This is a genomic window from Halobellus sp. (assembly GCF_042218505.1).
GTDB lineage: Archaea > Halobacteriota > Halobacteria > Halobacteriales > Haloferacaceae > Haloquadratum.
Genome location: NZ_JBDGQZ010000060.1, coordinates 1 through 21,507, shown reverse-complemented (window position 1 = coordinate 21,507; position 21,507 = coordinate 1). Strand labels below are relative to the sequence as shown.

Sequence of the window (21,507 nt, the reverse complement as noted above, 5' to 3'; positions counted from 1 at the left end):
GAGGAAGCCATCGAGCGTGACGGGATCGGTTTTATGCTCGCGCCGGTGTTTCACCCCGCGATGAAGGCCGTCATCGGGCCGCGAAAGGAACTCCGAATGCGGACGATCTTCAACGTGCTCGGTCCCCTGACCAACCCCGCCGGCGCGGACGCACAGGTCGTCGGCGTGTACGATCCGGACCTCGTCCCGGTGCTCGCGCGGTCGCTCTCGCATCTCGCCGTCGACCGGGCGCTCGTGGTTCACGGCTCCGGGATGGACGAGATCGCGCTCCACGACGAGACGCGGGTGGCGGAAGTCGACGGCGACGCAATAGAGGAGTACACGATCTCGCCCGAAGAGATCGGCCTCGACTCGGCCCCTATCGAGACTGTCGCCGGGGGCTCACCCGGAGAGAACGCCACGGATCTCCGCGGGATCGTAACGGGTGAGGTCACCGGCCCGAAGCGGGACATCATCCTTGCAAACGCCGGCGCGGCGATCTACGTCGCTGACCTCGCTGACAGCATCGAGGACGGCGTCGAGGCGGCCGCAACCGCTATCGACGACGGCGACGCGGCGACGACGTTCGAGGCACTCTGTGAACCGCTCGACGCTGCCGCGGAGCGCTGACAGATGGTTAGAGCGAAGATCTGTGGTGTGACGAACGAGACGGACCTCGAGGTTGTCGAACGCGCCGGGGCGGACGCCGTGGGCATCATCGCGAACGTGTCTGTCGACACCCCACGGGAGGTGTCGGTCGAGAAGGCGGTCCGACTCGTCGAGGCCGCACCGCCGTTTCTCACAGCGACGCTCGTGACGATGCCAGAGACGCCCGACAGGGCGATTGCGCTTGGCGAGCGCGTCAATCCGGACGTACTCCAAGTTCACAGTGGCTTCGGACCCGACGCGTTCGCCGGGATCCGGGAATCTATTCGCGGGAGCGTGGTGGCGGTGGTCGACGCCGAGGCCCCCGAGCGTGCTCGCGAGGTCGCACCGACGGTCGACGGCGTGCTCGTCGACTCCGTCGACAGCGACGGCGCGGGCGGCACCGGCGAAACCCACGACTGGGCGGCGACTGCCGAAGTGGCATCGACGCTCGACGCGCCGGTGATCCTGGCCGGCGGCCTCGACCCTGGAAACGTTGCCGAAGCAGTCAGGACTGTCCGGCCGTTCGCCGTCGACGTCGCGAGCGGCGTCGAAGTGAGCGGCGGAAGCAAAGATCCGGAAGCCGTTCGCACGTTCGTCCAGTACGCGAAACGTGCTTCCGAGCGAGGTGCTGACGCCGACGAGTCCACCGGTCTGGAGGGGGTGTCCTCGTGACCACCGACGGGCACGCGTCGTCGACGGAGACGACTGAAAGGGCGCTGTCACAGTCCCGGGAGTCGTTCGTCGAGGACGTCGAGTCGGCGACCGCCGAGGCTGACGGACCGATCGTCGCCCACGTGACGGCTGAACTCCCGGAGACGACGCCGCTCACAGCCTACGCCGCGCTCGCCGATCGGAGCGACTACGGCTTCCTGCTGGAGAGCGCCGAGAAGACGCCGTCGAGCGACCCGGCGGGTGCGTTCGCGCCGGATCACGCCACGGCCGACCGTCACGCCCGGTACTCCTTCGTCGGCTACGACCCGGACGCCGTCGTGACAGTCGACCCCGACGGCACGACCGTCGAACGACTCGGGGGGCGGGCGGCCGAGTTCGTCGAGGCCGGCGTCGATGGCGACGACACCGAGGCCGGTCGGGACGGGACAGACGACGGACCCGACGTCCTCGACCGACTCCGCGCGGTCTTCCCCGACCTCCCGCGCGTCGGCTTCCCCGACGACGACCGCCAGCAACTCCGCGGCGGACTCGTCGGATTTCTGGGGTACGAGGCCGTTTACGACCTCTGGCTCTCGGAGGTCGGCGTCAAGCGTCCCGAGAGCGACACGCCCGACGCGCAGTTCGTCCTCACGACCAAGACGCTCTCGTTCGATCACGCCGAGGCGTCGGTCTCGCTGATTCTCACCCCCGTCGTCACGCCCGACGACGACCACGGGGCCGTCTACGACGACCTCGCGGCGGAGGCCGAAGCGGTCACTGAGACGCTCGCCGAAGCCGACGCGCCAGAGACGGGCGGCTTCGTCAAAAGCGGCGAATCCGCCGGTTCGAAGCCGGAGTACGAGGCCGCGGTTCGGCAGACCAAAGAACACGTTCTCGATGGCGACATCTACCAGGGGGTCATCTCGCGGGTCCGCGAACTCCGCGGAGCGGTGGATCCGCTCGGCCTCTACGAGGCGCTCCGAGAGATCAACCCCTCGCCGTATATGTACGTCCTCCGCCACGACGACCGTCACGTCGTCGGTGCGAGTCCCGAAACGTTGGTCTCGGTCCGCGCTGACCGCGTGGTCTCGAATCCCATCGCAGGGACGTGTCCGCGCGGGACGAGTCCAGTCGAGGATCGACGGCTCGCCGGCGAGATGCTCGCGGACGGGAAAGAGCGCGCTGAACACACGATGCTCGTCGACCTTGCTCGCAACGACGTCCGGCGCGTCTCCGACCCCGGGAGCATCCGCGTGGAGGAGTTTATGAACGTCCTGAAATACAGCCACGTCCAGCACATCGAATCGACCGTTACCGGCACGCTCGCGGGTTCAGAAAGCCGGAACGGCGAGTATCCGAACGGCGCTGACGCATTCGATGCGACGCGGGCGACGTTCCCGGCGGGCACGCTGACCGGCGCGCCGAAAGTCCGCGCGATGGAGATCATCGACGAACTCGAACGAACGCCGCGCGGCGTCTACGGCGGCGGCGTGGGCTACTACTCGTGGTCCGGCGACGCCGACTTTGCAATCGTCATCAGGACGGCGACGGTCGACAAACGCGGCGACGAGGACGTCATCTCCGTGCGTGCCGGCGCGGGTCTCGTCGCAGACAGCGATCCGGCGGCGGAGTACGAAGAGACCGAACAGAAGATGGGCGGCGTGCTCGCTGCCGTCGAAAAGATCGAGTGCGAGGAAACGGATTCCGACGCGCCGGCGAGTTCGGCGGGCGAGGAGGTGATCCGATGACGGTTCGTCTGCTGGTCCTCGACAACTTCGACTCGTTCACTTACAACCTGGTGGAGTACCTCTCCGAGCAGCGCGTCGGCGGCCAGCCGGTTGAGGTGACCGTCCGAAAGAACACGGCCTCGCTCGAAGAACTCCGCAAGATCGGCCCTGATGCGATCGTGGTCAGTCCCGGACCGGGTCACCCGAAACACGAACGAGACGTCGGCGTCACTAACGACGTGTTGAGGTCCCTGTCACAGACGGTTCCGACGCTGGGCGTCTGTCTCGGCCTCGAAGCCGCCGTCTACGCGTACGGCGGAGAGATCGGTCACGCGCCGGAGCCGATCCACGGCAAAGCGTTCCCGGTCGATCACGACGGTTGCGGGGTCTTTACTGGCTTGGACCAGGGCTTCCAGGGCGGTCGGTACCATTCGCTCATTGCGACGAGCGTCCCCGACGAGTTCGAGGTGTCGGCGACGACGGCACATACGAGCGGCGGCGGCGACGAGACAACCAATCTGGTGATGGGGATCCGCCACCGGGAGTATCCGATCGAAGCCGTGCAGTTCCACCCCGAGTCGGTGCTCACGGGCGTCGGGCACGAGATCGTTCGGAACTTCATCGAGGAATGCGTCCTCGAGACGCCGACGGACGGGCCGACTGAGCCTACAGCGGACTGAAGCCGAAGAACGAGAGCAAGAGCAGCGCGCCGACGATCACCGCAGCGATCGTGACAAGTCGCCACGCGATTTTCAGCGCGATCCGGCCAACGATGACGACGATTCCGACACCCACGATGACGGCGAGCGCCTGCCCCAGCGGTTGCGAGAGCAGGCCGCCCAGTTGCAGGAGTGCGAGCGTCGAACTGATCAGCACTGGTACAGACATACCGGATACATTCCCGGATGAGAGAATAAGTCTGTGGGGGCGGCGGAGACGACAAATCGCCCGGCTGAGCGGGGGTTCGAGAGTATGTCTCTGATCTGATTTTTTGAGTCAATCGCGCGGTCGGTCGCGGAACCTCGCCACCTAGCTATCCGTGACCCCCGTTGGCCGAGAGTGGGGATATACTGTATCAAGGCCCCCTCAGTTCGGTTGGATATCGGAAGACAGCGACGGTACTCGAAGAGAAATTTTCACTTTCACTCCGGTCTACCAACCTTGATAACTCACTGGGACGAACAGGGGTCCGTCACGTCTAATGCGTGTCACGGGGGGTCGCGCATAAGGTGCAAAAATTGATACTTATTCGCCTCTTCGGATACCGAAGCCTTAACCGATCCGCCACACTCAAATCCATCGTTACAAATGACCGGAACTGAGCCAGTCAGCCGACACGAGATTGCCCGGTGCATCGTCACAGGGCAGGAGGAAGCGTAGATGAGCAACACACCCGAGAGCGTAACCGATCTGGAACTCCCCGTCAAGCGGACCGACGGTGAGACGCTCGAAGAACGTCTTACTGCGAACGCCTACCACAACATTCTGCCGGCGCGATATCTCCGGAAGGACGCCGAGGGGAACCCGATGGAGTCCCAAGAGGAACTGTTCCCGCGCGTGGCGAAGAACGTCGCCCTCGCGGAGGCCGTCTACGAGGCTGCGGAGCGAGGGACCGACATCACTGTTACGCCCGAGCAACTCAAGCCTGACCACCCGCGTCGGGACGAACTCGCCGCAGAAGTCTTCGGCAAGGGCGTCACCGCCGACGCCGACGCCGAGACGACGCTGTCGGTCTACAACGTCAACAAGTTCGCCTACGACACCGTTGTCCCCGAACTCCCCGCGGAGATCCGCGAGCCCGTCGTCGAACGGCGCGAGGAGTTCGAATCACTGATGGACTCGCTGTCGTTTATGCCGAACTCGCCCACGCTGATGAACGCTGGCGACGAGCTCCAGCAGTTGTCGGCCTGTTTCGTCGATTCGCCGGAGGACGATATTGACGACATCCACCAGACCGCCAAGGAGGCCGCTCAGGTCTTCCAGTCCGGCGGCGGTATGGGCTACGCCTTCTGGCGGCTCCGACCCTACGGCGACCCCGTCGGGTCGACCGGCGGGATCGCCTCCGGGCCGATCACGTTTATGCGGACTTACGATCAGTTGTGTGAGACGATTGCGCAGGGCGGCGCGCGCCGCGGCGCACAGATGGCCGTGATGCGAGTCAGTCATCCCGACGTTATCCAGTTCATCCACTCGAAGAACAAGGACGTCTCGCTGGCGCATACCCTGCGGCTGAACGACCCCGATGACTTCACGCACAACTCGTTCAAAGACGCCCTCGAAGAAGCGCGCGAACTCATCGACGAGGAGGGGCGCGTCCCCAAGTACCTCCGGAACGCTGTCGAGGGACACCTCTCGAATTTCAACATCTCCGTCGGCATCACGGACGAGTTTATGAACGCGCTGTTCGAGGGCGAGGAGTTCACGTTCACCAACCCCCGAACCGAGGAACCGCACATCGCGACGCCCGAGACCAAAGAACTCTACGAGATGTTCGGCCTCGGCGAGCACGTCGAAGTGGGTGAGGAGCTCTCCGTTCCCGCAGCGAAACTGTGGGATCATATGGTCGACGGCGCCCACGAGAACGGCGAACCCGGCGTCATCTACCTCGAGCGCGTCAACAAACTGCACTCGTTCGACATCGAGGAACACCCCGATCATCAGATCCTCGCAACGAATCCCTGCGGTGAGCAGCCACTGGAGGAGTACGAGGCCTGTAACCTCGGCCACATCAACCTCTCGACGCTGGTCGATGCCGGCGCCCCCGACTGGCGTGTCTGGTACGACACCCACGGCGACGAGTACGACACGTTCGACGACGCCGTCGACGCCTTCCTCGCGGAGGCGATCGACTGGGAGGAGTTCGATTACCGCATCGACCGCGGAACGCGGTTCCTCGAAGACGTCGTCACGATGTCGGACTTCCCGGTGTCCGAAATCGAAGAGAAAGTCCGGAATATGCGGAAGATCGGACTCGGTGTGATGGGCCTGGCCCAGTTGTACATTCAGTTGGGCATCCAGTACGGCACCGAAGCAGGCAACGAGGTTGCCCGGCAGGTGATGACCCACATCAACCACGAGTCCAAGCGGACGAGCCACGAACTCGCACAGACCCGCGGGTCGTTCAACGAATGGGCGGAGTCGAAGTACGCGAACCCGACCGAGTACGCGGAGTGGTTCGAGCACTACGTCGGCCTCAACGCCGACGAGTGGGAAGACGGCTTCCCGATCCGGAACCACAACACGACGACGGTCGCGCCGACCGGCACGACGTCGATGGTCGGCAACACCACCGGCGGAATCGAACCGATCTACAACGTCGCCTATTACAAGAACGTCTCCGACGACGTCCAGGGCGACGAGATGCTCGTCGAGTTCGACGACTACTTCCTCCGGACGCTGGAAGCCAACGACATCGACGTCGATGCGGTGAAGAAAGAGGCTCAAGAGCAGATGGCCGAAAACGAGTTCGACGGCGTCTCCTCGCTTTCGACAGTTCCGGACGCGATTTCGGAACTGTTCGTCGTCACCGGCGACCTCTCGGGCAAACAGCACGCCGCAGTGCAGTGTGCGACCCAGGAAGGCGTCGACTCCGCCATCTCGAAGACCTGTAACTTTCCGAACTCCGCGAGTAAGGAGGATATGGACGAGGTGTACCGGTATATCTACCGCAACGGCGGGAAGGGCGTGACCGTCTATCGCGACGGCACGCGCTCGAAGCAGGTGCTCACGACGCGCGCACAGAATACCGAGTTCGCCGACGAGAGCGAAGCCGCAGAAGCGCTCATCGAGCAGATCGAGGAGGTCTTCGGCGGCCTCGAGGGCTTCCTCGAGAACGACGACGTCCGGGCTGCCATCGACGCCGAGGTGGATCGACTCCTCTCGGCGACCGACGGCGAGACGGACCTCGGCAAGAAGCGCCCGCGGCCGGACGTGCTCCACGGCGTGACCCAGCGTATCGACACGGGCTACGGCAAGTTGTACGTCAACATCAACGAGGACGACCGCGGTCAGCCGTTCGAACTCTTCGCCAACATCGGCAACTCCGGCGGCTTCACCGCCTCGTTCACCGAGGCGCTGGCGAAGACCATCTCGACGGCGCTACGCTCCGGCGTGGATCCCGAAGAGATCGCGAGCGAACTCCAGGGCATCCGGAGTCCGAAAGTCGCCTGGGATAAGGGCGAACAGATCAACTCCATCCCGGACGCGATCGGGACAGCGATGCGTCGGTATCTCGATGGAGAGATCGATAAGGGCTACCCGCAGCAGCAGAACCTGACTGAACTCTCCGAGGAGAGTTCGAGCGACGACCGCACCGTGCCCGGTCGAGAGACCGACGGTGGGGCCACTGTAGACGTCGACGATGTCGACGTCGGCGAGAGCGCGGACCTCCAGAATGCGCCGAGCGTGGGCGGCGACGACGCGACCGACGACCTGCTCGCTGCCGGCGAGAGCCCCGAGTGCCCCGAGTGCGGTAGTATGTCGCTGTACTTCTCTGAAGGCTGCAAGACCTGCGAGTCCTGCGGCTGGTCCGAGTGCTGAGTCGACCGTAGGACCCCTGGTCGGGGCCGTATCCGACCATAGCGGTCGAACGCGAACTTTCTTGCCGGTTGAGGCCATTCCTCGAACCGTGACCCATCTGGGCGGTTCATCGACCGAGCACAAAGACCGCGGCGTCGAGTCGCCACCGGGCAGACCCTGCCCGGTCTGTGAGCGGTCGATGGCCCGTCGACACTGCAAGTACGTCTGTCCAGAGCACGGCGTCGTCTACGACTGTAGCGACACATTTTGGTGATTTGACATTTTATCTACGGGATGATAGAAAGCAGGTATATGACTCTGGCGGCCGATCGCTCGACGGAGCGTTGGCTCTATGTCACGTCGGCACGAAGCGTTATATGAATTCAGTCCCTACATCAGATGACAGATGCGTGGCCGGACGGAATCGCGACGAGACGCCCTGAACCGTAATACGTAACGATGGTCGAACAAGAACAGATCCGACGGAGCAAGGCGATCCAGCGGCAGACTGGAAAGACCTTCCACTTAGCGACGCGAGTCCTCCCCGAGCGGGTCCGGCACGCGACGTACGTGCTGTACGCCTTTTTCCGACTCGCTGACGAAGTCGTCGACGCCGCCGACACCGCGCCGCCACCAGAGCAACGACGGCGGCTCGAGGAACTCCGTCTGCAGGCGCTCGGTGAGGAGAACACAGATGACCCCGTTCTCGCAGCATTCGCCGAGTTGGTCGGGGAGTACGACATCGCCGAGTCGGACGTGAACGTCTTCATCGACGCGATGGCCTCCGACATCGACACCGAGCGCTACGTGACCTACGAGGAGTTGGAGGCGTATATGGACGGCTCTGCGGCCGCCGTCGGGCGGATGATGACCGAGATTATGGAACCCGAGCAGCCCGACACCGCGCTCCCTCACGCGACGGCACTCGGTGAGGCGTTCCAGTTGTCGAACTTCCTTCGTGACGTCCGCGAGGACGTCGTCGAGCGCGACCGCATCTACCTGCCGCAGGAGACGCTCCGCGAACATAGCGTCACCGAAGAGCAGGTGTTGAACTTCGAGTACGACGAGAACTTCCGCGCAGCGATGCAGGCGGAACTGGAACGCGCGGAGTCCCTGTATCGGCAGGGCGTCGCCGGCATCGACTATCTCCCGGAGGACTGCCAGTTCGCCGTCCTGCTGGCGTCGGTCCTCTACGCTGATCACCACCGGGAGATCCGCCGCCGCGATTGCGACGTGCTTTCCGTAACGCCGTCACTATCGACGCCACGGAAACTCTACCTCCTTGCGAAGACCCGGCTGTTCTGGGCGCTCGAACGCGACCCCGTCGCCGTGTTCCGCCGGGTCAGCGTCGTCCCGTACCCCGAAGACGGCGACCGAGCGCAGGATCCGGGGCACTCGGGACCGTCGAGGGGTCGCTCGCTGGGAGCGGTCCGACGGATGGGCCGCGTTTCGGGGTGGCTTCGAAGTTTTACCGGAAGCGAGTGAGGAATCGTTCTGTCGCCGGCGTATCGAACCGGTCCGTCCGGAGGAGTCCGATACCGAACAGCGTCGCGAATGCGGCCGGGATCCAGTTACCGAACCACGCGTTGATCCCGCCCCAGAGGATGATGAAAGAAACGAGGTCGTCGAGGAGGAACTCACAGCGGTCGAGGCGGCGCACGAGCGCCTGGCGGTCGTATCCCCAGTCCAGCGCGACGACAGCAACGGTCGCCGAGACGATCCAGCCCGCGTAGTTCGAGAGCGGGACGTCGTAGAACGCACCGCCACCGGGGTACACCCAGAACCCCAGTGCGACGGCCCCGGGATCGAGGACGAGGTCCATCGTCAGCACGGCGGCGATCACGGCAGCCAGCCGGACCCCTGTGCGGACGGCGCGTTCCCCCAAGAGAAGCAGACAGAGCAGATACGAGTTCATCACCAGCGGGATAAAGAAAATCGGGAGGCCCAGCGGGACGCCCGCGAGAATCGGCCCGAGGTCCACGCCGTAGTAGAACTCGCCGTACGGAACGCCGGTGTGGACGCCCAGGTACTCGATGCCGTATGCGTACAGGGTCAGCGCGCCGACGCCCGCGGCGGCCCGCCGGCCAGTGATCGGGAGGACGCCTACGATGAGCGGTGAGCGCATCACGGCGGTCCCGAGGAGAATCAACAGCCCGTTGAACGCCAGCGGCTCAGGGAGGAGGCCCTCGGCACTCGCAAGAAGGAGGACGATCCCGTTCAGCGGGAAGAACACCGAGATCGTGAAGCGGTTCTCTCGCACGAGTCGCTCCAGGCGCGCCTCCCATTCCTCTCGTGTTCGCGGGAGGGTTGCAAGCATCGATCGACCCACGGTCGATCCGCCTGAGTCCCCCTCAGGCATAGACGAGCCTCCAGAGCGCACCGAGCGTCAGGAGCGTGCCGACGGCGGTGTTGAGCGCCGGATACCACCAGTACGCGCGGCTCACGTCGACACCGGCGAAGCGGATCGCGAAGACGAGGACCGGGTACGCCACGAGAACTGCGCCGAGCCGATAGTCCACCAGGCCGAAGACCGCCGCCGCCGCGAGCCAACAAGCGAGACAGTAGACAAGCGTTCGCCGCTCGCCCAGGAACGTCGCTGTCGTGCGGATGCCGGCCTCGCGATCGGGTTCGATGTCGGGAATCGCCGAGAACGTGTGCATCCCCATCGCCCAGAGCCACGCGCCAGCGAGCGCGGCAAGCGGCGGATGGGCTCCGGCCACCGCTGCGTATGCGGCTGCGCCCGGGAGGACGTACAGTCCGTTCGAGAGCGAATCCAGGAGCGGCGTCGTTTTGAAGCGGAGAGGCGGCGCCGAGTACTGAAACCCGAGCAGAAAGAACCCCGCGAGATACGGCCACGCGAGTCGCGGCGTCGCGGCGAACGTCAGCGCGCCAGCGAGCGTCGTTACCGCGACGACGGCGGCCACGGTCGGATCGCCCTGCCACCGCGCCTCCTTCGATTCTTTCTTCGGGTTTTCGGTGTCGACGTCGGCGTCGAAAACGTCGTTGACGCCGTAGAGAAACACGTTTGCCGGAAGGAGGAAGTACGCGAACAGCCCGAGCGTCAGCGGCGAGAACAGTCCGCTCCTCGATTCGACTCCGAACGCGACGCCGACGACGACCGGCCCGGCCAGATAGAGCCAGAAGCGCGGCCGCGACAGCGTGAGTAGATAGCGGAGTCGCCCCAACATCGACACGGCTCAGTTAGCCTGTGTAGCCATCGATTCGGCGGTGAGTTCCCCGCTGATCAAACACATCGGCACGCCGATGCCGGGCGTGGTGAACGCGCCGGTGAAGTAGAGGCCGTCGACGGCCGACGACCGGTTCGGCGGGCGGAACAACGCGGTCTGTCGCAGCGTGTGTGCAAGGCCGAGTGCGGTGCCTTTCGTAGAGTTGTATCGCTCGGCGAAGTCCGAGATGCAGAACGACTCCTCGACGACGATCCGATCCCGAAGTTCGACGCCCGTGTTTTCGGCGATGTCGTCTAAGACGAGGGACCGGAACGTCTCGCGGAGTTCGGGGGTGTCTTCGAGGCCGGCGGCGATGGGCACGAGGGCGAACAGGTTCGAGTGCCCGTCGGGCGCGACGCTGTCGTCGGTTTCGGAGGGGACACAGAGGTAGTACGCCGGATTCTCGGGCCACTCGGGATCTTCGAAGATCCGCTGGAAGTGCTCGTCCCAGTCCGTGGGCAAGACGAGCGTGTGGTGCTCCAGCGGGTCGACGTCGCCTTCGACGCCCAGGTAGAGCAGGTAGGCCGACGGCGCGTACGTCCTGGACTCCCAGTAGTCGGCGTCGTACTGGCGCTTCTTTTCGTCGAGCAGTTCCATCTCGGTGTGTCGGTAATCGGCGTCGCTGACGACGTAGTCGGGGAACCACTCGCGACCGTCCTCCGTCCGGACGGCGAAGGCTCCTTCGCGGCCCTTGATCTCTGAGACCGGGGCCTCGGTCCGGAAATCGACGCCGAGTTCCTCACCGAGTTCGACGATGCCGTCGACGACGCCCCCGAGTCCGTTTTCGGGGTAGTACACGCCCATATTGAAATCGACGTGGCTCATCAGGTTGTAGAGCGCCGGCGTGTTGTTCGGCGCACCGCCCAAGAAGACAAGCGTGTACTGCATTATCTGTTGGAGTTTCGGATGCTCGAAGTACTGCTCGACGTGATCCTGCATCGAACCGATGAGCGAGAGCCCACGGGCGTTCTTCGCAACGTCCCAGTCGAGGAAATCCGACACCGACGAGCGGTTCTGGTAGACGAAGTGCTCCATTCCGACCTCGTAGTTCTTCTTGGATTTCTCCAGGTACCGATCGAACTGCTCGCCCGCGCCGGGTTCGTAGGACTCGAACACCTCGCGGTTCTGTTCGAGGTCGGGGACCATATCGACGCGGTCGCCGTCCTTGAAGAATATTCGGTAGTGCGGGTCCAGCCGCGTCAGGTCGTAGTAGTCCGCGGGGTCGTGACCGAAGTTCTCGAAGAACCGCTCGAAGACATCGGGCATCAGATACCACGACGGACCCATATCGAACTGGAAGCCGTCGACCTCCAGCCGACTCGCGCGACCGCCCAACTGCTCGTTCTTCTCCAGAAGCGTCACGTCAGCCCCAGCGTCGGCCACGTAACACGCTGTCGAGAGACCGCCGAAACCGCCGCCGATCACAACGACGTCCGCGCCGGCGAGCGAATCCAGATCCGGGGGAGTCTTCATATACAGACGGAGGAGCGTGATACTCATAAATCGACTGACTGAGGGGGTCAAGTAGACAACCATTTTTCAGGTCGCACTCGATCGGGCGGGGCCCGTGCTGCGGGTGCAACCGGCGAGAATCTTTACCCGGTTTCGGCCCGAGGCCTCTGTATGGAACTGACAAACGCGACAGTGGTCGTAACGGGAGCAAGCCGTGGTATCGGCCGGTCACTGATGCGGGCGTTCGCCGCCCAGGGTGCGACAGTCGTCGGCTGTGCACGGGACGTCGACGGATTGGACGACGCCGTCGCGGCGGCGCGAACCGATGGCGAGGCCGCCGAGGGCGACACCGCGGTCGAGGGCGTCCGTGCCGACGTCCGCGACGCGAGCGAAGTCGAGATGGTGATGGACGTCGCCGCCGGCGTCGGTGCCAGCGATACGATCGAGGTCGTCGTCGCTAACGCCGGCGTCAAGCGGAGTGAATCGGGGAATGCACCGATTCAGTCGGAGTCTTACGATTGCTTCGACGAGACGATGGCGATCAACTTCCGCGGCGTCTTCGCCACGGTGAAGGAGGCGGCCGGTCGGATGCCCGACGACGGCCGCGTGCTCGTTCCGTCCGGGTCAATCGCCGTTGACGCCGAAGCAGGGATGGGCGCGTACGCGGTATCGAAGGCGGCCGCCGAAGCACTGGTCCGACAGTTCGCTGTCGATGCCCCGCAGACCGCAGCAGTGGTCGATCCGGGACTGGTCGACACTGATCTCAGTGGTGCGGGTGGCCGCGCGCCCGAAGACGTGGCACCACTGTTCGTCTGGGCCGCCACCGAGGCCGGTAGCGACGAAATCGACGGTGAGCGGGTCGATCTGCGCCGCTGGAAGATGGCGACCCGCTCTCGATAGCCACGCTCTCGGTTTGCGTACCCGAGCGCGACGATCCGCGGTCAGCGCTCCGATAAGTTTATTAAAACGAATAGTCGTATTATCAATGTGGGCGTTATTAACGAAAACAGGGACATTCACACTCTGCGCCGGATGTCCAAGGCCGGACTCCTCGCGACCCTGGTATTAGGCTTGCTGTCGGTCATCACGCTCGTCAACGGGACGACAAGCGCCGTGAAACTCGTCGGTATCTCGTGGGTCGCGTTCCTGGCAATGGCGCTAGGTGCCCCATTAGGTGCCCGGACCGGCACTGAGAGCGCCGGCGCGCTGGTGTGGGGCTACGGACTCGCCGCCGGGGCGATGGTGACGAGCGCCGCCGTGTTTCTGGTGCCGCAGGCGATCGGGCAGCATCCCCAGTGGGGTGGGTTCGGCGTGGCGTTCGGACTGCTCGCCGGATTCGCCTCGCACACGGTCGGACACCGACTGTCGCATATGGACCTCCCGATAGACCGCACGGTGGCCGAACTAAGCGCTCACGCGTTCTCCGCGGGGGCCATCATCGGGATCATTTACGGGAATATGCCCGAACTCGGGGCGCTGTTGGGCCTCGCAATCGTCTCGCACAAGGGGCCGGCGGGCTACGCCGCCGCGAGCCGACTCACGAACAACGGCCGCGACCCGTCGATTCTGCTGTTGCCCGCGACGGGCGTGGGCATCGCCGGCCTGCTCTCGTCGATGATCGCGCTTCCCGCGTCGGGGCTCGTCCGAGGGCTGGTCTTCGGATTCGCCGCGGGCGTGTTCCTCCACGTCGCGATGGACTTCCTCCCGCGCTGTGAGCTCGGGAGTGAGATCCACAGTCTGCTGTCGACCTCCGGCGACGCGCACGCGCTACTGGATCGGCTCCGGGTACACGCCGTCCTGTCGACCTCGATTGGCGGACTCGCGGTCCTTCTGTCGTGGCTCGTCGTCGTGTGATCCAAGCGGGGGCGTTGCCGAGAGGTCACGGGACTCCGTCGCGGTCGTCTCGATTCTTCGGCAGGACTTTCCCGGACCGATGCGACGCTCAGATATGACTCGTCGCTCGCTCGCGATCGCTGCAGTCGTCGGTCTTCTCGCCGGAGCGGCGGTGGCCGTCGTCGCAACGGAACTACTCCAGAATCTGATCGGGTTCTCCCTCTTCGTCGGACTCCCCCTCGGCGTCCTCGCCGCCGTCGGGGTCGGCGTGGGAGTCCACTCCCGGATCGAGAATCAGGGATCTGTCGGTTACCGACTGTCCGCCGCGCTCTCGGGGTTCGTCGTCGCGCTCGCCGTTGGTGTCGCGCTCACGTGGGTCGTCTTCGAGGGCGTCGTACTCGCCGGTGTCGTCATCGCGATATGTGCTGGCTCGTTTGTTACGGTTCTCGCCTGGGTTTTCGCCGCCGAGTGACGACCGGCTTCACTGCGTGTCGACGTGCCGATGGACCACGGCCGCCTCGGCCTTTCTGAGAAGTTCCCCCGCGGTACTGGCCGCACAGTCGAGTTCGGCGGCGACGTCGGCGACGCTTCCCCGACGCGGGATCGCGTAGTACCCGGTTTCCACGGCGGCTTCCAGCGCCGCCAGTTGTCGATCGGTGAGCCCATCTGGCGAGTGGACCCTCTCGAAGTCGTGGACGCGACAGATGTCGAGGTCACCGAGTGTCGAGAGCACGTCGTGGAAGTCGCCGACGGCCGCCGTCTCGCCGACGGCCTCGAATCGAACCTCACTTTCCGCCTCGAACACAACTGGCGGGACGAAGATCACGGCCGCGTCGGCGACGGCGTCGAGAATAGACGCAGCGAACTCGTAGGCGTCCTGTCTGAGGAAGGCGTACGTTCCGTTTCGGTCAGCGACGACCGCGCTCGTGGTCAGCGAATCGATCGTCGTGAGCGCCGCCTCGACTGCTGGTGGATCCCCGTCAAAGCGAAAGAGGGTGGTCGCCTCCGCGGTCGGACTCCACATCAGCAACTCGGCCCGCGAAATCGGCCCGCTACCGAGAATCTCGCGGTGGATCGGGTGGCGCAATCCCTCGGGGTAGGTGATCGAGAACTGGACCCGTTTCATCCCGCGTTCGGCGTGTGTTGGCCGGGGCTACATATCAATCACCGTGTTCGAGGGGGGCGGTGGAGTCCGACTGCGGTTGGGGGCGCCGATGTTCGTCGAGGAGCGAGGGGACGCTCCGACGGAGTGTCCCCAGGTGATCCGCATCTTCGACGGATTCGAACCGCGCATTTACCCGTGAGGCGAAGCGGCGAGCGGCTCCAATGGGGACGTTGGTGTCGCGGGTTCCGTGCCGGGCGCGGACGTCGACGTCGACAGACGGGATCTCCCACTCGCTCGCGGCGTGACGGAGTTCGGTGATGGTGCCGGCCGCCCCGGTACGCAGCGCGGTCCGGAAGTCGGCCCGAACCGTCTCTGCGACGTCTTCTGGAACCGGTGTCTGGCGATTGTCAGCGGTGTACTGCGCGGTGACGAACGAGGGACCCAGGCGCCCCGCAAGCCAGGCCTGACCGCGGAGCAGGCCTCGGAGGACCGGCGGCGCTGTCGAGGCTAAGCCGAAGAGAACCCGCTGGACGGTTGGCGCCGGCTCACGGACGGCGGGCGGGACGGTCCCGGAGATCAGGTCGACGTGAGTGACCCGTTCTGGGTGTTCCGCAGCGGCCGCGAGTGCGTACGGCGCGCCGCCCGAGAAGGCGATAATCCCGGCGGTCCGGACGTCGACATCGTCCAGAACTCTGACGATCGCGCGCCCCGTATCAATGATGGTTCGGTCCAGCCACGCGTCGGACCGCCCGTACCCGGGGCGATCGGGGGCAACCACTCGGATGCCGCGCTCGGCTGCGGCCTTGTCGAACAGTTCGCCTAATCGATGCGATCCTGGCGTGCCGTGGAGGAAGACGACCGGCACGCCGGTGGGATCGCCGTACTCGCCGTAAGCGAGTTGACGGTCGCCGTCGACGACTCGTACGGTTCGTTCGTCGCCGTCGGTGGAGGGGTTCGGAGACATCGTCATTCGAAGAAACGTGCCGTCGAAGGGAGTCAGTACCGCCGCATTGATCCGGCTATTTATACCGAATTCATCCATCAGGTACTACCGTGCCGGCTTAATTACGGGTCCTATCGCATCAAATGCTCAGTCAGAGTCTTCGGCCGACCGAGTAATGAAGCCGGGCGGCACTCGCTCGGTGGTGTACAGGTTCCGGCCCCGCTTCGTGATTTCGTGCCAGTCTGTCAGCATCCCGGCGGCGTCGATTAGCAGCAGCTCGGGGTCGGATGCGTGCCGACGACCAACGTCGAGCGCGGCCGTTTTGCTCTCCGACAGGTGGACCAGTTGACGATCCATCGAACGAAGTCCCTCTCGGCTGATCTGCGGGATGTCGTCCGGGTCGGTGCCGTGGTACAGCATATCGGGCACCGGGTGGTCGGTCGTCCCGAGTTCGACGTCGATCGAGTGACCGTAGACCGCCCGGATCCGACCGCCATCGACCTCGAACCGACCCTTTGGGTCGAGGGCGACGACACCCGTGATTGCCGTCGCCTCAGGCCAGTCGTACTGTCCGGCGGCCGCCACGACTACGTCATCGAACTCCGCCCAGCCCGCGTCACTCGGTTCGATGCCGGCATCGCCGGGGCCGTGACGGAGCGCATAACTGAGAAAGCGCGAGAGGGTTTCGCGCTGCTCACCGGACAAGACGGCGGTTCTGACTGCCCCACAGTCGGGACACGTCTCGGCGGCGAAGAAGCCGTGATCGGGACACTGGTGCACCCCTCGCATCGTGGATCGAGAACGGGGCCCGATGGATAAGTGTGACACGATCCACGGGGTCGTGGGGGGCCACCTACTCGGCACGAAGGCGGATGTCGATGCCGTCGGGGTCCGCGAACGCGATCCCGTTCTCAGTGTCGTCAAATTCGACATCCGCGTCCCCGAGTCGCTCGCGGACGATATCGACGACGTCATCCTCGGGGACAGTAATCTCAACCCACGCGAGACCCCGGCCGCCTGCGGATTCGGTTCGGCGATTCCAGGTGTTGAGCCCGAAGTGGTGGTGATAGTCGCCGGCGGCGAGAAAGAGGACCCCCCGATCGTCGACCTGGACGCCGAAACCGAGCGCATCCACGTAGAACGAACGCGCGACCGGGAGTGAGGTCGTCTCCAAGTGCACGTGTCCGAGCGTCGTCTCCGGCGGGACCGTCGTCGTTCCGTTCGAGGCCGCAGCGACGGCGTCGAGGTCGATCGGGCCGGTTCCTATCTCCACCGTGCCGGCCGGAGAGCGCGGCCATACGTCTCTCGGTCGGTCCCGATAGATCTCGACTCCGTTCTGCTCCGGATCCGAGAGATAGAGCGCCTCACTGATGTCGTGATCCGACGCGCCGTCGAGGCTCCAGTGGTCCCGAACGCGACGGAGTGCCGCTCCGAGGGCCGCCCGCGACGGCATCCTGAACGCAGTGTGGAACAGGCCCGCCTGCGTGGGATCACGGGGAGTCGCGTCCTCGTCGCGGAGCAGCACGAGAAGCGGCGCGTCGCCAGCGCCCAACACAATCTCTGAATCCGAACGCTCAATCAGGTTAAGGCCGACGACGCGTCGATAGAACTGGGACATCTCGTCAAGTTCGTGCACGCAGAGAGCGGTACGACGCAGCGACGTATCCGGAGGGAGACGCATCATACCCCTGTTGGCCGTTCACCGTAATGTACGTTCGCCGGTGAGGGTCCAGTGTCGCAATCTTATGCTCGCCAAGGGTTTCTGTGAGGGTATGACGACCAGTGAGGACGCCGCGAACGGATCTCACCCCGTGGCCGGCGAGCAGGTACAGCACGACACGGGGGTTAACTCGAATCGCGCGTTCCCCACGAGCAACTACGCCGACCACCTGGACCCGTTCGTCCTCTTCGAGCGCTTCTGTATCGACCCGGACGTCGGCTTCCCGATGCACCCCCACAAGGGGTTCGAGATCGTCTCGTACCTCCTCGACGGCGGAATGGCCCACGAGGACTCCCTCGGCGTCGCCAACACCGCATACGCGGGCGAGGTGATGCGAATCACGACCGGCAGCGGGATCAGGCATTCGGAGTTCCCGGCTGCCAGCGCTGCCTGTAACGGACTCCAGTTATGGGTCAATTTACCCCGCGAGAGGAAATCCGTGGACGCGGACTACGAGGACGCGAGCGCGGAGGAACTCCCGACTCGCACCGTGAACGGCGGGACTGTCACGACTGTCGTCGGAGAGGGGTCGCCGATCACTCTCCACACGGACGTTGAGTACCTCGATGCAACCGTCGATTCGTCGTGGACCTGGACGGTGCCGGAGGGGTGGTCCGGATTCTGCTATGGTGTCGATGGGTCGGGCACCGTTGCGGACGATACGTTCAGCGAGGGAGACGTCTACCCAGTCACCGATGCCACGGCAGAGGGCGACGACGAGAGCGATCGAGAGATCAAAGTCACGTCGGACTCAGGCCTCCGTGTCGTCGCCGTCGTCGGCCGACCGCACGGGGAGGCGATCCGCCAGCGCGGGCCCTTCGTGTTCTGATCTGCCTTACGCCGCACCAGCGTTCAAATCACGTCGGGTCATTAACGCTAATATGGCAACTGAGTTGGGCGACGGCGTCTGGCACTTCGAACTACGCGGCGTCAGCGCCTTTCTGGTCTTCGACGACGTGCCGACGCTCGTGGACGCGGGAACGCCCTGGGACGAGAACGCCCTCCGAGAGCACCTCGCAGAGATCGGGCTGAAAGCCGACGACATCGAGCGGATCCTCCTCACGCATTACGACCTCGACCACGTTGGGACGCTCGATGCGCTGGCTACAGACGTCGACGCGACAGTCCACACCGGGCCGTACGATGCGGAGATCCTCACGGGGCAGCGCTCTCCGCCGCTCTCGAATCACAAGGGCGCGTTTCAGCGGGTGACTGGACTGGTGACCTCTCTGCCGTCACTCGAGATCGAACCGATCGACGACGGCGACACGATCGGCTCGTTCACGGCGTATCACACTCCCGGCCACACGCCCGGCCACGTCGCCTACGTGAGTTCCGACCTGGATGTCGGGCTGCTCGGGGACCTCGTGACCGAGTCCGGCGGCGCACTCAGCCCCTCGGAGTGGGTGATGAGTTACGATACCGGGACTGTCAGCGAGAGCATCCGGCAGTTAGCCGATCGGGCACCGCCGTTCGAGGTCGCGTGTATGGGCCACGGGTCGCCGCTGGTTTCGGGTGGGAGCGATGCGCTCGACGCACTGGCTGAGCGGGTGTGAGCGCGGTCGCGACCTCACCGCAGCGGCCACCCGGATCAGAACACGTCGATGACGACCACGGAGAGGTAGAGTTGCCCGACTCCGGCGACGACGAGAAGTGCGCCTGCGACCTGTTTTGTCCGCCCGACGTATCGGCCGGCATCGCGCCACGCCGTCACGCCCGCGTCGGCGAGGAGCGTAACCCCCAACAGCGGCGTCGCGACCGCGACGGCGTACGCGCCGAGAACCACCCCGCCGCCGGCCGGCGGAAGGGCCGACGCCTGCGCGACGACGCCCAGGAAGAGCGGCACGACGCAGCCCGCGGCTGCGATGGCGTAGACGGCCCCGAAGACGCCGAACCCGACGAGCGAGTCGGGCCGCTTCGGCAGCGGGATCGTCGGCGCCGACCACCCCGAGAGAACGAGGAGTCCGAAGGCGACGAGCGCCGCGCCGACGAGCGGTTCGAAGACGGGCAACAGCGAGGTGAGTCGCTGTCCCACGGCGAACGCGAGCGCCGAGACAGCCCCGAGCGCGAGGAGCGCACCGAGGGCGGCGACGCCGCCGGCCGCGAGGCCGGTGCGGCCGTCGGCTCGGTCGAGGTAGTAGCCCACGTAGCCCGGGAGGAGTGGGAACGCACACGGCGCAAAGAACGTCGCGACCCCCGCACCAACCGCGAATCCTGCGGCCCCGAGGATGGCGGCGAGAGGCATCTACGCCTCCGCGAGCGCGCGTTCGATCTCGTCCCGGAGCGTGTCGGTCGAGGCGACGCCAGCGTGCGTCCAGCGGATCTCGCCGGCCTCGTTCGCGACGGCGAGAAACGGGAGCCCCGAGGCGCCGAGCGCCGCCATCAGATCGCTCGCTGGGTCGAGGCCGAGGGTCCAGTCGCCGTCGTGGCGCTGCCACCAGGTCCTGACGTCGTCGCGCGAGAGCGTCCCTCCGATCCGCTCGTTTGTCACCGACACGAACGCCACGCGGTCGGCGTACTCGCGGTGAAGCGTCGAGAGGGCGTCCATCTGCGCCTTACACGGCGCGCACCACGTCGCGAACAGGTCGATCACCGTCGGCGTCCCCGCGACGGGGACCCGTGCCTCCCCAGCGGTCGAACCGGGAGCCGCCATCGTCTCGACGCGGATCGGGAGGCCAGACTCGTCCGCATCCAGTCTAGGGATGTCGCCGCCGAGCGCGAGCGCGCTCGCGCCAGTGAGGCCAAACCCGCCGATCGCTGTCAGGACCTGTCGGCGGTTCATCTGTCACGAACGGTCGCGAGGTCGTCGATGATCTGCTCGGCCTGTGGCTGTTTCGTCCGGTAGGCTCGTTCGACGTAGCCGTCGCCGTTCACGAGGAACGTCAGCGCCGAGTGTGCGAACATATACGTCTCCATCTCCTCGGGGTGAGTCCGCTGGAAGTTCACCCCGAACTGCGTCTGGACGATTGATTTGGCCCGTGCTTTCGACCCGGGGCGGAGGAAGTGCCAGTTGCCGGCGCCGAACGCGACGTTCATTTTCTTGCCGTAGGTCCGGAGCCGTTCGGCGTCGTCCCGTCGGGGATCGAACGTCGTCGGGAGGAACGTCACCTCGCTTTCGTATCCGTCCTCGATGGCGCGCGCCTGAACGCTCCGCATCGTCTGTATCAACACTGGGCAGACTGTGTTGCAGTGGCTGTAAAAGAACGTGAGTAGCGTCGGCGTCTCGACGTCTCGAACCGTGACCTCGCCCCCGTCGATTGCCACCGGGAGCGTCACGTCGGGGACGCGCTGGCCCCACGCAGGGTACGGGAGTTCCTCGCTCGTGAACTCCCGGTCCGGTTCACGCAGAACGACGTCCGGGTTCGTGTCGCCCACGCCGAGACAGCCTGCCGTACCGAATACGCCCGTCGCCGCCACACCGCGAAGGTAGGTCCGTCGTTGCATTCTGGTCACAGTCGGTATCCGTTACGTGGGCATAAGCCACCAGATCGGTTCTCAATCGCTGGGATTCGTAAGTCCGGTGACACTGCAGAACCAACCACCGACCCACAGCAGATCTCAGGGCGCTCACCGGATCTGCTCGCGTGCGACGCCACCGAGCACGAACAGGACGGGAAGAAAGAGTATCCCGGCGACCACGAACGGGGTCCAGTAGGCGACGGCGACGTAGAGGAACCCGGCGACGGCCGGACCGAAGGTCCGCG

The 21,507-nt window shown here is 65.1% G+C and carries 23 protein-coding genes; 12 read left to right on the top strand and 11 right to left on the bottom strand.

All coding sequences use genetic code 11. From position 1 onward, the window contains the following. The 4 genes from trpD to trpG all read left to right on the top strand — a co-directional run. Nucleotides 1–609, top strand: a 609-nt coding sequence (gene trpD / locus ABEI27_RS14755; RefSeq protein WP_375800168.1) for an anthranilate phosphoribosyltransferase, incomplete at its 5' end; no start/stop codon positions are given. A gap of 3 nt (nucleotides 610–612) precedes the next feature. After that, the gene (locus ABEI27_RS14750) at nucleotides 613–1,299 is read left to right on the top strand and encodes a phosphoribosylanthranilate isomerase (RefSeq protein ID WP_375800167.1); all 687 of its coding nucleotides are present in this window, start codon (nucleotides 613–615) and stop codon (nucleotides 1,297–1,299) included. Continuing rightward, nucleotides 1,296–3,026 (top strand): anthranilate synthase component I, encoded by a 1,731-nt coding sequence (gene trpE / locus ABEI27_RS14745; protein WP_375800166.1) that lies wholly within the window; start codon nucleotides 1,296–1,298, stop codon nucleotides 3,024–3,026. Before ABEI27_RS14750 ends, trpE begins: the two co-directional genes overlap by 4 nt. Next, nucleotides 3,023–3,685 carry an anthranilate synthase component II gene (trpG, locus tag ABEI27_RS14740; protein ID WP_375800165.1) on the top strand — a complete coding sequence of 221 codons (663 nt, stop codon included), beginning with the start codon at nucleotides 3,023–3,025 and terminating at the stop codon, nucleotides 3,683–3,685. The genes trpE and trpG overlap by 4 nt, the downstream gene beginning before the upstream one ends. Here the strand turns inward: trpG and ABEI27_RS14735 are convergent. Then, complete coding sequence (locus ABEI27_RS14735; RefSeq protein WP_375800164.1) at nucleotides 3,672–3,893, bottom strand: hypothetical protein; 222 nt, start codon at nucleotides 3,891–3,893, stop codon at nucleotides 3,672–3,674. The two genes, trpG and ABEI27_RS14735, sit on opposite strands and share 14 nt — an antisense overlap. Before the next feature lie 492 nt (nucleotides 3,894–4,385). Between ABEI27_RS14735 and ABEI27_RS14730 the strand changes: the two genes are divergently transcribed. The 3 genes from ABEI27_RS14730 to ABEI27_RS14720 all read left to right on the top strand — a co-directional run bounded on the left by ABEI27_RS14730 (nucleotide 4,386) and on the right by ABEI27_RS14720 (nucleotide 9,008). Then, complete coding sequence (locus tag ABEI27_RS14730; protein WP_375800163.1) at nucleotides 4,386–7,544, top strand: adenosylcobalamin-dependent ribonucleoside-diphosphate reductase; 3,159 nt, start codon at nucleotides 4,386–4,388, stop codon at nucleotides 7,542–7,544. 97 nt (nucleotides 7,545–7,641) lie between these two features. Beyond that, nucleotides 7,642–7,797 (top strand): HVO_2523 family zinc finger protein, encoded by a 156-nt coding sequence (locus ABEI27_RS14725; protein ID WP_375800171.1) that lies wholly within the window; start codon nucleotides 7,642–7,644, stop codon nucleotides 7,795–7,797. 185 nt (nucleotides 7,798–7,982) lie between these two features. Then, a complete protein-coding gene (locus ABEI27_RS14720) occupies nucleotides 7,983–9,008 on the top strand; it encodes a phytoene/squalene synthase family protein (RefSeq protein WP_375800162.1) in 1,026 nt (341 codons plus the stop codon). Here the strand turns inward: ABEI27_RS14720 and cruF are convergent. The 3 genes from cruF to ABEI27_RS14705 are packed head-to-tail and all read right to left on the bottom strand — an operon-like array spanning nucleotide 8,992 to nucleotide 12,223. Further along, on the bottom strand, nucleotides 8,992–9,882 hold the full coding sequence (gene cruF, locus ABEI27_RS14715; RefSeq protein WP_375800161.1) for a bisanhydrobacterioruberin hydratase: 891 nt from the start codon (nucleotides 9,880–9,882) through the stop codon (nucleotides 8,992–8,994). The genes ABEI27_RS14720 and cruF overlap by 17 nt on opposite strands. After that, nucleotides 9,875–10,711, bottom strand: coding sequence for a prenyltransferase (locus tag ABEI27_RS14710; protein ID WP_375800160.1), 837 nt, complete (start codon nucleotides 10,709–10,711; stop codon nucleotides 9,875–9,877). The genes cruF and ABEI27_RS14710 overlap by 8 nt, the downstream gene beginning before the upstream one ends. Before the next feature lie 9 nt (nucleotides 10,712–10,720). Next, nucleotides 10,721–12,223, bottom strand: coding sequence for a phytoene desaturase family protein (locus ABEI27_RS14705; RefSeq protein WP_375800159.1), 1,503 nt, complete (start codon nucleotides 12,221–12,223; stop codon nucleotides 10,721–10,723). Nucleotides 12,224–12,379: 156 nt separating this feature from the next. Between ABEI27_RS14705 and ABEI27_RS14700 the strand changes: the two genes are divergently transcribed. The 3 genes from ABEI27_RS14700 (at nucleotide 12,380) to ABEI27_RS14690 (ending at nucleotide 14,507) form a co-directional block, all read left to right on the top strand. Next, nucleotides 12,380–13,102 (top strand): SDR family NAD(P)-dependent oxidoreductase, encoded by a 723-nt coding sequence (locus tag ABEI27_RS14700; protein ID WP_375800170.1) that lies wholly within the window; start codon nucleotides 12,380–12,382, stop codon nucleotides 13,100–13,102. Nucleotides 13,103–13,234: 132 nt separating this feature from the next. After that, nucleotides 13,235–14,056 carry a ZIP family metal transporter gene (locus ABEI27_RS14695; protein ID WP_375800169.1) on the top strand — a complete coding sequence of 274 codons (822 nt, stop codon included), beginning with the start codon at nucleotides 13,235–13,237 and terminating at the stop codon, nucleotides 14,054–14,056. Nucleotides 14,057–14,150: 94 nt separating this feature from the next. Next, nucleotides 14,151–14,507 (top strand): hypothetical protein, encoded by a 357-nt coding sequence (locus tag ABEI27_RS14690; RefSeq protein WP_375800158.1) that lies wholly within the window; start codon nucleotides 14,151–14,153, stop codon nucleotides 14,505–14,507. Between the two features lie 9 nt (nucleotides 14,508–14,516). Here ABEI27_RS14690 and ABEI27_RS14685 read toward each other — a convergent pair whose 3' ends face one another. The 4 genes from ABEI27_RS14685 to ABEI27_RS14670 all read right to left on the bottom strand — a co-directional run bounded on the left by ABEI27_RS14685 (nucleotide 14,517) and on the right by ABEI27_RS14670 (nucleotide 17,764). Then, entirely contained in the window at nucleotides 14,517–15,161 is a 645-nt protein-coding gene (locus ABEI27_RS14685; protein ID WP_375800157.1) for a helix-turn-helix domain-containing protein, read from the bottom strand. 34 nt (nucleotides 15,162–15,195) lie between these two features. Continuing rightward, nucleotides 15,196–16,182, bottom strand: coding sequence for an alpha/beta fold hydrolase (locus ABEI27_RS14680; protein WP_375800156.1), 987 nt, complete (start codon nucleotides 16,180–16,182; stop codon nucleotides 15,196–15,198). Nucleotides 16,183–16,230: 48 nt separating this feature from the next. Beyond that, nucleotides 16,231–16,872: an RNA 2'-phosphotransferase gene (locus ABEI27_RS14675; RefSeq protein WP_375800155.1), complete on the bottom strand. Its 642-nt coding sequence runs from the start codon at nucleotides 16,870–16,872 to the stop codon at nucleotides 16,231–16,233. Between the two features lie 64 nt (nucleotides 16,873–16,936). Next, nucleotides 16,937–17,764: a VOC family protein gene (locus tag ABEI27_RS14670; protein ID WP_375800154.1), complete on the bottom strand. Its 828-nt coding sequence runs from the start codon at nucleotides 17,762–17,764 to the stop codon at nucleotides 16,937–16,939. A gap of 91 nt (nucleotides 17,765–17,855) precedes the next feature. On the opposite strand from ABEI27_RS14670, the gene ABEI27_RS14665 reads away from it, so the two are divergent. Further along, nucleotides 17,856–18,632: a pirin family protein gene (locus ABEI27_RS14665; protein ID WP_375800153.1), complete on the top strand. Its 777-nt coding sequence runs from the start codon at nucleotides 17,856–17,858 to the stop codon at nucleotides 18,630–18,632. Between the two features lie 52 nt (nucleotides 18,633–18,684). Then, entirely contained in the window at nucleotides 18,685–19,359 is a 675-nt protein-coding gene (locus tag ABEI27_RS14660; RefSeq protein WP_375800152.1) for an MBL fold metallo-hydrolase, read from the top strand. Nucleotides 19,360–19,394: 35 nt separating this feature from the next. On the opposite strand, the gene ABEI27_RS14655 is transcribed toward ABEI27_RS14660, so the two are convergent. From ABEI27_RS14655 to ABEI27_RS14645, 3 genes are read right to left on the bottom strand one after another with little or no spacing between them, the layout of a single operon-like run. Beyond that, nucleotides 19,395–20,048 (bottom strand): cytochrome c biogenesis CcdA family protein, encoded by a 654-nt coding sequence (locus ABEI27_RS14655; protein ID WP_375800151.1) that lies wholly within the window; start codon nucleotides 20,046–20,048, stop codon nucleotides 19,395–19,397. Beyond that, complete coding sequence (locus tag ABEI27_RS14650; protein WP_375800150.1) at nucleotides 20,049–20,585, bottom strand: TlpA family protein disulfide reductase; 537 nt, start codon at nucleotides 20,583–20,585, stop codon at nucleotides 20,049–20,051. It abuts the gene before it with no gap. After that, complete coding sequence (locus ABEI27_RS14645) at nucleotides 20,582–21,247, bottom strand: SCO family protein (RefSeq protein WP_375800149.1); 666 nt, start codon at nucleotides 21,245–21,247, stop codon at nucleotides 20,582–20,584. The genes ABEI27_RS14650 and ABEI27_RS14645 overlap by 4 nt, the downstream gene beginning before the upstream one ends. Nucleotides 21,248–21,507: the final 260 nt, after the last annotated feature.

Coding starts and splice junctions, on each gene's coding strand:
- ABEI27_RS14750 (WP_375800167.1), top strand. CDS start 613: ATGGTTAGAGCGAAGATCTGTGGTGTGACGAACGAGACGGACCTCGAG.
- trpG (WP_375800165.1), top strand. CDS start 3,023: ATGACGGTTCGTCTGCTGGTCCTCGACAACTTCGACTCGTTCACTTAC.
- ABEI27_RS14735 (WP_375800164.1), bottom strand. CDS start 3,893: ATGTCTGTACCAGTGCTGATCAGTTCGACGCTCGCACTCCTGCAACTG.
- ABEI27_RS14730 (WP_375800163.1), top strand. CDS start 4,386: ATGAGCAACACACCCGAGAGCGTAACCGATCTGGAACTCCCCGTCAAG.
- ABEI27_RS14720 (WP_375800162.1), top strand. CDS start 7,983: ATGGTCGAACAAGAACAGATCCGACGGAGCAAGGCGATCCAGCGGCAG.
- cruF (WP_375800161.1), bottom strand. CDS start 9,882: ATGCCTGAGGGGGACTCAGGCGGATCGACCGTGGGTCGATCGATGCTT.
- ABEI27_RS14710 (WP_375800160.1), bottom strand. CDS start 10,711: ATGTTGGGGCGACTCCGCTATCTACTCACGCTGTCGCGGCCGCGCTTC.
- ABEI27_RS14705 (WP_375800159.1), bottom strand. CDS start 12,223: ATGAAGACTCCCCCGGATCTGGATTCGCTCGCCGGCGCGGACGTCGTT.
- ABEI27_RS14695 (WP_375800169.1), top strand. CDS start 13,235: ATGTCCAAGGCCGGACTCCTCGCGACCCTGGTATTAGGCTTGCTGTCG.
- ABEI27_RS14690 (WP_375800158.1), top strand. CDS start 14,151: ATGACTCGTCGCTCGCTCGCGATCGCTGCAGTCGTCGGTCTTCTCGCC.
- ABEI27_RS14685 (WP_375800157.1), bottom strand. CDS start 15,161: ATGAAACGGGTCCAGTTCTCGATCACCTACCCCGAGGGATTGCGCCAC.
- ABEI27_RS14680 (WP_375800156.1), bottom strand. CDS start 16,182: ATGGATGAATTCGGTATAAATAGCCGGATCAATGCGGCGGTACTGACT.
- ABEI27_RS14675 (WP_375800155.1), bottom strand. CDS start 16,872: ATGCGAGGGGTGCACCAGTGTCCCGATCACGGCTTCTTCGCCGCCGAG.
- ABEI27_RS14670 (WP_375800154.1), bottom strand. CDS start 17,764: ATGCGTCTCCCTCCGGATACGTCGCTGCGTCGTACCGCTCTCTGCGTG.
- ABEI27_RS14665 (WP_375800153.1), top strand. CDS start 17,856: ATGACGACCAGTGAGGACGCCGCGAACGGATCTCACCCCGTGGCCGGC.
- ABEI27_RS14660 (WP_375800152.1), top strand. CDS start 18,685: ATGGCAACTGAGTTGGGCGACGGCGTCTGGCACTTCGAACTACGCGGC.
- ABEI27_RS14655 (WP_375800151.1), bottom strand. CDS start 20,048: ATGCCTCTCGCCGCCATCCTCGGGGCCGCAGGATTCGCGGTTGGTGCG.
- ABEI27_RS14650 (WP_375800150.1), bottom strand. CDS start 20,585: ATGAACCGCCGACAGGTCCTGACAGCGATCGGCGGGTTTGGCCTCACT.
- ABEI27_RS14645 (WP_375800149.1), bottom strand. CDS start 21,247: ATGCAACGACGGACCTACCTTCGCGGTGTGGCGGCGACGGGCGTATTC.